Here is a 6819-nt window from a genome sequence, read left to right as displayed (position 1 = left end):
CGGGGGTTGCGGTTTATTGGGTGTTCACGCTCGTTTACTCACTGTAGAGTTAGTATCCTAGTAGTGCGTTGTCATAAGCTTTTTTTAGAAAAGCTCACCCGTCTCGACCCCTTCTTCAAAATCAAACCCTAACTGCTCGCCTTTGCGCTGTCTCATCTGCTCGATACGCAGCTTACGTCCAGAGACCAGCCGTAGCACCTCACGGCGCTGCTCAGTCGTCATCTCATGCCATAACTGACGCTCAGGTCGACTACGTAAGCAGCCAAAGCAATAGCCTTTTTTATTGCTTTGACAGACACCAATGCATGGATTGGCAATCTCGAACAGCTCAAACTGCTGATTCATGGCGGCTCCATTGCTATTTTCGTTATTCCTTTAATGTGCCTAATCTCATTCTAAAACACTATTATGTCGCAAATAGTGAATAATAATGTGCGGTTTTATTGTTACTGTTTTTATTAACGTAATGCTATGCTGAGTTTTTATTATTCATATATAGCAATCATAACAAAATTAATAAGTGAGATTATACGTGAACGTTATTTATATTCATGGGCTCGACAGCGATGCGAACTCTACTAAAGGCAAGTTGTTAGAGGATTATTGCCGCCAGTATCATTCTGATATCAATATATTGCGACCTGATTTGAATAAGACGCCTGATCAAGTTTTCAATCAGATATTGTTATTAATCGAAAACTTGAATAGCAATGGTAATCATGCTGAAGATGGGAAGTTTAAATCGTCAAACACAATATTGGTCGGTAGCTCATTAGGTGGTTATTTTTCTACCTTGGTCAGCAATCATATCGGCTGCCCAGCACTACTATTAAATCCTAGCACGCAGCCGCATGTAACATTACAGCGCTTTGCTAAGGATTCGGCTGCAAAAAATAATGTTGAAGAAGAGGATTTAGACAGTCAGATAATTCATTCGACAGCAGGTGGGTGGGATATTACTCATGCAGATTTGCAATGGTTTGCAGCGCATCAGCTATCCACTATTAATTATCCTGATAAAATTTCTGTATTAATCAAAGAAGGCGATGAGCTGTTAAATCCTGAGCTATCTAAACAGTTTTATAAAAGTCAGGGAGCGACGGTAACGATGCAAGCCGGGGGTGATCACAGATTTAGTGACTTTGGAGCACAATTGCCAATGATAATTGAGATGTTAAGGAATTTGCTCTAAGTTCAAATAAAACTGATATAGAGACTCATAGAGAACTTGGTATATCAAGTAACTTAAATAGACGACATTATCTGACGTGAGCGACTGACTATTACCGTTACCGTCGCTATTTTTCGTTATAATGGTCGAATAGAATTAATCGCACATGAATAGTTAAGGATGCATTTGTGAGTCAATATAATGCGCAATCGTTAGAAGTTTTAGAAGGGCTTGAGCCCGTCCGTCGTCGCCCAGGTATGTATACCGATACCACCCGTCCCAATCATTTGGCGCAAGAAGTTATCGATAACTCAGTCGATGAAGCATTGGCGGGTTATGCGAAGGTTATCAAAGTGCAATTGCATAGCGATGGTTCGTTATCAGTCGAAGATGATGGCCGCGGCATGCCAACCGATATTCATCCCGAATTTAATCAAACGGGTATTGAGCTGATTCTAACCCGTCTGCATGCTGGTGGTAAGTTTTCGACGTCTAATTATGAAGTTTCGGGCGGCTTACACGGGGTTGGTATCTCCGTCGTCAATGCGCTATCGACGCGAGTAGAAGTGACGGTATGGCGTGATAGCACGCAGTTTGAGATGGCGTTCGAGAATGGCGCAGCAGTCACACCTTTAACCGAAACCATCAGCTCAAATAAACGTAAGCGCGGTACTAAAGTACACTTTTGGGCCGATGGCAGCTTTTTTGATACGCCTAAATTTAACGTCAAACAGCTTAAGCACAATCTAAAAGCCAAAGCCGTGTTAGCAGCTGGTCTAACGATTGAGTTCGTTGATGATATTAATAATGAAAAAGTCGTTTGGCAGTTTACTGATGGGGTGGTTGAGTATTTAAACGAGCAGCTAGATGGTTTAGAGACTTTACCTGAAGCACCGTTTTATTATAATTACAATGCCAAAGCAGGTGAACGTGCGGGAATTACCTTTGCATTATCTTGGTTGCCCGATGGCGGTACGCCTGTACAAGAAAGCTATGTAAACCTTATCCCGACTGCGCAAGGCGGTACGCACGTTAATGGTCTACGCACCGGTATCTTGGAAGCCTTACGCGAGTTTTGTGATATTCATAATCTACTGCCACGTAGTGTCAAGCTGACGGCAGAAGATGTATGGGATGGGGTGAACTATATCCTATCGCTTAAGTTTTCTGAGCCACAATTTTCGGGTCAAACCAAAGAGCGCTTATCAAGTCGTGAAGCGGCTGGTGCGGTGCAGACATTGGCAAAGGATGCCTTTAGCTTGTGGCTAAACCAGCATGCTGATATGGGTACCCAAATTGCCGAGTTGGCGATTAATAAAGCAGGTCGTCGTCTAAAATCTGCGAAAAAAATCGCGCGTAAGAAAATCACGCAAGGTCCTGCATTGCCGGGTAAGTTAGCAGACTGTCGTGGTGATTTGCGTGATGGCGCAGAGCTGTTTTTAGTAGAGGGTGACTCTGCGGGTGGTAGTGCCAAGCAAGCGCGCGATCGTCATTATCAGGCGATATTACCGCTGCGCGGTAAGATTTTAAATACGTGGGAAGTATCATCAGATACCGTTTTATCAAGTCAAGAGATTCATGATATTGCGATTGCTATCGGCGTCGATCCAGCGTCAGATGACTTGTCTGAGCTGCGCTACGACAAAGTATGTATCTTAGCGGATGCGGACTCTGATGGTCTGCATATTGCTACATTGATTTGCGCCCTGTTTGTCAAGCATTTCCCTGCCTTGGTAGATGCTGGTCATTTATTTGTGGCGATGCCGCCTTTATATCGTGTCGATGTCGGTAAAGAGGTGCATTATGCGCTCGATGAGCCTGAGCTTGCGCATATTTTGGCCAATGTACCGGGCAATAAGAAAGCGCAAATTACGCGCTTTAAGGGCTTGGGTGAAATGAGCGCAGAGCAACTGCGTGAGACCACTATGAACCGTGATACTCGCCGTCTAGTGCAGTTAGATATGGATGATATGGTATTGACCAATAGTGTGATGGATATGCTATTGGCTAAAAAGCGCGCGGCAGATCGTAAGTCTTGGCTTGAGAACAAAGGTAACTTAGCCGATATTTCCTAAAGAGTGATGAGAGAGCAGGAATAGGCGTCGATTTTATAGGCTTTATTTATATATGTTCATATATCTAAATAATTGAGTAAGCTATCAGGTAATAAAAGCCTGCAAAATTCAGCTAAGCGGCACAAGCTTAATGTTATTATGTAGCTATCTTTTATTACATGGTGCCGTTATGACATCAAAGCTATTTAACCGTTCTAAATCAACTGCTTCTAAGCCTACGCGCTCAAAAGTATTCCCGACATTAAGCAAGAAACATTTGGGTAATTTGGTCCCAAGGCGTGGTAATAAAGCTGCGCCAATTATCGCATCAGCGTTATTAAAGGCCGCTGGTTGGCGTACGGTTGGTGAGATTCCAAACATACCGCAGGCCGTGGTTTTAGCGCTACCGCATACCTCTAACGTCGATGGTATTTATGCGATACCAAGCTTATTTGCCCTAGATTTAAAAATCAGTATTATGGGCAAGCATACGCTATTTAAAGTGCCATTATTTGCGCAGCTATTAAATTGGATAGGGGTTATTCCTATCGATCGCGGTAATAAAGGCTCGGTATTGCAAGCGAGTATCGATAAATTCAAAACTGGTAAGCCGCTATTTTTGGGTTTAGCGCCAGAAGGTACGCGGCAATATACCGAAAGCTGGAAATCGGGCTTTTATTATTTGGCAGTAGGTGCTGGTGTGCCAATTTTGCCCGTGGCGATGGATTATAAGACCAAAGAGATACGTTTTATGTCGCTGGTTTATCCTAGCGGTGATATCGATGCTGATTTACCAAAAATCTATGCCCAGTATCAAGGCGTGATACCCAGACATCCCGAGCGTTTATCGCAGCCTTTACAGGATATTAATAAGCAGATTGATTAAAATCTACCCTTCTTATTACTAAGTATCGTCTTATTACTAATTATCTATAGTAAAGAAGCCCCTGATAGCAAAATATCAGGGGCTTTTTTTAACGTTAAAGTGATAAGATTTGAACTAAATTAAATTTCTGTTTAGAAATGCGGCTGACCATTAGATGCGCTGACACCGCCATCAACGGGCAAGTTCACCCCAGTAATCATAGACGCATCATCGCTCGCCAAAAAGGTAATGGCAGCGGCAACTTCCTCTGGAGCGGCAAGACGGCCAAGTGGACAGCGGTCTAAAAACTTATCGGTTTTGCTGCTATCATCTTGAATGGCGCTGGTCATATCGGTTTTAGTAACGCTTGGATTGACGGCATTGACGCGCACGCCATCTGCACCGTGATCTAAAGCTAGGGTGCGCGTTAAATTACTGATACCGGCTTTGGCGGCATTATAAGCGGCCATATTCCAGTCACCACCGATGCCAGACAGCGACGAGACATTGATAATATTGCCTTTGGTGGCAATCAGATGTGGCATCGCCGCCTGACAAACATAAAACGTGCCATTTAAATTCACATCGATGGCCGACTCCCAGTCTTCAGAAGACAGCTCGGTGATTTTTCCTTGTATGGCTTTACCGGCATTATTCACCAAAACGTCAATTCTCTCAAACTTGTCGATGACTCTTTTCATCATTTCTTGTACTTGAGCTTCTACGCTGATGTCACAGATGACGGTCAAAAAATTGTCGGTATGAATCCAAGTTCGGTCCTGTGGAAACGCTTCAGCGGTTTCCTGCAAGGTTTCAGCGGTACGTCCAACTAAAACAACGTTTGCGCCTTCATTTGCAAAGCGAATGGCGGTCGCACGACCAATACCTGAGCCCGCACCGGTGACGATAACGGTTTTTTCTTTAAAGCGTTTCATGATGTTCAGTCCTTGTTATCATATGATGGTGATTATATAGAGAAAGTCGTTGAGCCTGCGCTAGGGTGCTTGATAAGCTCGCGCAACTTTGATTGCTTTTATGCCATCATAACAACTCACTGCTACGAAAGCGACTGTGTATAATTGCGCTTATGTTGTTTAATCTTTTGCTAAAAGTAATGGCCAGGATTATTAGGCTAACAAGCTTTGTATCCGTTGCAAGTCATACGCCACCATATACATTCGATATTAAAAGGTTGGAATTGTGTCAAATTCGACTACTGCGATTGCTGATAATCCTCATCTTGGTAATGAGCTAGCCTGCTATGTGCAGACTGATAAGTTAGAGATGCTATTGCCTGCTATACAAGCACTTGAAGCGACACATAAAATCCAATATAAGGCTCAAAAACTGGCTTACCAGTTATCTTTAGGTGAATTGCAGTTGTCAGAACTGGTGGTTTATTTGCCTGAGGGTATGCTTGCCGCTGATATCGAAAGTGTGCGTAAGACCGCTATTAAAGCAGTCTTAGCATGGCATAAAGGTTATTTATCTGGGCAAAAAGCCGATATAGCGCAAACGATAGAAGTGTTGGTCTTTGATATTCAGTTTAAAAGTGATATTGAGGAATCAAGCCATGTTGCAGACAAAGATAGTCAGCATGGCAAATATAAACGCTTAAAACATGATTTTCCTGCCCGCTATTTTATGGAAGATTTAATTATAGATATGAGTGATAACGGGCAGTTGTTACAAATATTTGGCTGGCACGACTGGCAATCGATACTCACTGCGCTTCATACCCCATGCGAATTGTGGCGATTTTTAAGATATCGCTTAGAGCAGCTGCAACAGAGTGCTATTAATCATGTGCCAAGCTTTGAGTCTGAAGAGGCGTTGATTAATAACTTCGTAAACAGTTCAACGTTATTTACCCAAGCTATCGCCATAGACAATGCGCTGATTAAATATGGTATGCAGGATGCGCCCAATGCCGCCCTGATTGCTATGGCGCTTGCACAAAAAAATCATAGTCCTACTAGCCAGATGTATCAGCAGCACATGCAGCAAGCGGCTATTTTATGGTCACAGCTTAGCAGCCAAATGATAACGATGGTCAATGAAATGTTTATTGCTAGAAAAGGCAGGGAGCAGCAAGTAGAGCTTTCTCATTGGCAGCAGCAAATACTAGATGAATCATTTTTTTCGCGCCATGAGCTGGTTCGTACTTTATATCGGCATCCAAAGCAGCAGCAAAGTCTGCAACAACAAGGCTATGTCGTCCATCAACATTCCTATGAGCGTTTAGGTCGGCACTATGTGCTGATATTTTATGGACAGGATGCAGAAGGACAGCATAGCAAAAAAGCTATTCAACCGAACTTGGCGAAAATTGCTTTAGATGTTGCCACACGTTTACCGATAGCTGAGCTGCACCACGTTATTGTGCTTGGAATAGACTTTATCACAGAGGATAAAGATAGCTTTATGGATATTGACTTATGGATACAGCCGGTCGATGCCATGAGCCAGCGCGAGCGTCAACTGAGCAAGCAACTTCAGCGCTTACAGCAGCAAAGCCAAAAATAAAAACGATACGTTATAGCTGTGTGCGACTGGTATCGATTTCAAAGTAATTACTACTATAGTAGGAATAGGCTTAAAGACTATTATTTCGGCATACAATGACGAGTTTAAATAAAGAAAGCTTGAATAAAGAACCTTAAATAAAGGCTTAATCAGTAAGCATAAAAAAAAGACAGCCTAAGCTGTCTTTTTTATTTAAGTTAACG

Annotated in this window: 6 protein-coding genes; 4 read left to right on the top strand and 2 right to left on the bottom strand. The window is 42.8% G+C overall.

Going from position 1 to position 6819, the window contains the following annotated elements; genetic code table 11:
• Positions 1 to 84 precede the first annotated feature (84 nt).
• The gene (locus PG901_RS11460) at positions 85 to 345 is read right to left on the bottom strand and encodes a DUF1289 domain-containing protein (RefSeq protein WP_271134474.1); all 261 of its coding nucleotides are present in this window, start codon (positions 343 to 345) and stop codon (positions 85 to 87) included.
• 187 nt (positions 346 to 532) lie between these two features.
• On the opposite strand from PG901_RS11460, the gene PG901_RS11455 reads away from it, so the two are divergent.
• The 3 genes from PG901_RS11455 to PG901_RS11445 all read left to right on the top strand — a co-directional run bounded on the left by PG901_RS11455 (position 533) and on the right by PG901_RS11445 (position 4111).
• Entirely contained in the window at positions 533 to 1192 is a 660-nt protein-coding gene (locus tag PG901_RS11455; RefSeq protein WP_271134473.1) for a YqiA/YcfP family alpha/beta fold hydrolase, read from the top strand.
• Positions 1193 to 1359: 167 nt separating this feature from the next.
• On the top strand, positions 1360 to 3246 hold the full coding sequence (parE, locus tag PG901_RS11450; RefSeq protein WP_271134472.1) for a DNA topoisomerase IV subunit B: 1887 nt from the start codon (positions 1360 to 1362) through the stop codon (positions 3244 to 3246).
• Positions 3247 to 3415: 169 nt separating this feature from the next.
• Positions 3416 to 4111, top strand: a complete 696-nt coding sequence (locus PG901_RS11445) for a lysophospholipid acyltransferase family protein (protein WP_227670534.1) — start codon at positions 3416 to 3418, stop codon at positions 4109 to 4111.
• Positions 4112 to 4242: 131 nt separating this feature from the next.
• Here the strand turns inward: PG901_RS11445 and PG901_RS11440 are convergent, their stop codons facing one another.
• Complete coding sequence (locus PG901_RS11440; protein ID WP_201563939.1) at positions 4243 to 5025, bottom strand: SDR family NAD(P)-dependent oxidoreductase; 783 nt, start codon at positions 5023 to 5025, stop codon at positions 4243 to 4245.
• Between the two features lie 265 nt (positions 5026 to 5290).
• Between PG901_RS11440 and PG901_RS11435 the strand changes: the two genes are divergently transcribed.
• Positions 5291 to 6616, top strand: coding sequence for a hypothetical protein (locus PG901_RS11435; protein WP_271134471.1), 1326 nt, complete (start codon positions 5291 to 5293; stop codon positions 6614 to 6616).
• The last annotated feature ends 203 nt before the right edge of the window (positions 6617 to 6819 follow it).

The organism is Psychrobacter sp. ANT_H3 (assembly GCF_027919975.1).
GTDB lineage: Bacteria > Pseudomonadota > Gammaproteobacteria > Pseudomonadales > Moraxellaceae > Psychrobacter > Psychrobacter maritimus.
Note: the sequence above shows the minus strand (reverse complement) of the source record. Positions and strands in the feature narration are given on the sequence as shown.

Coding starts and splice junctions, on each gene's coding strand:
- PG901_RS11460 (WP_271134474.1), bottom strand. CDS start 345: ATGAATCAGCAGTTTGAGCTGTTCGAGATTGCCAATCCATGCATTGGT.
- PG901_RS11445 (WP_227670534.1), top strand. CDS start 3,416: ATGACATCAAAGCTATTTAACCGTTCTAAATCAACTGCTTCTAAGCCT.
- PG901_RS11440 (WP_201563939.1), bottom strand. CDS start 5,025: ATGAAACGCTTTAAAGAAAAAACCGTTATCGTCACCGGTGCGGGCTCA.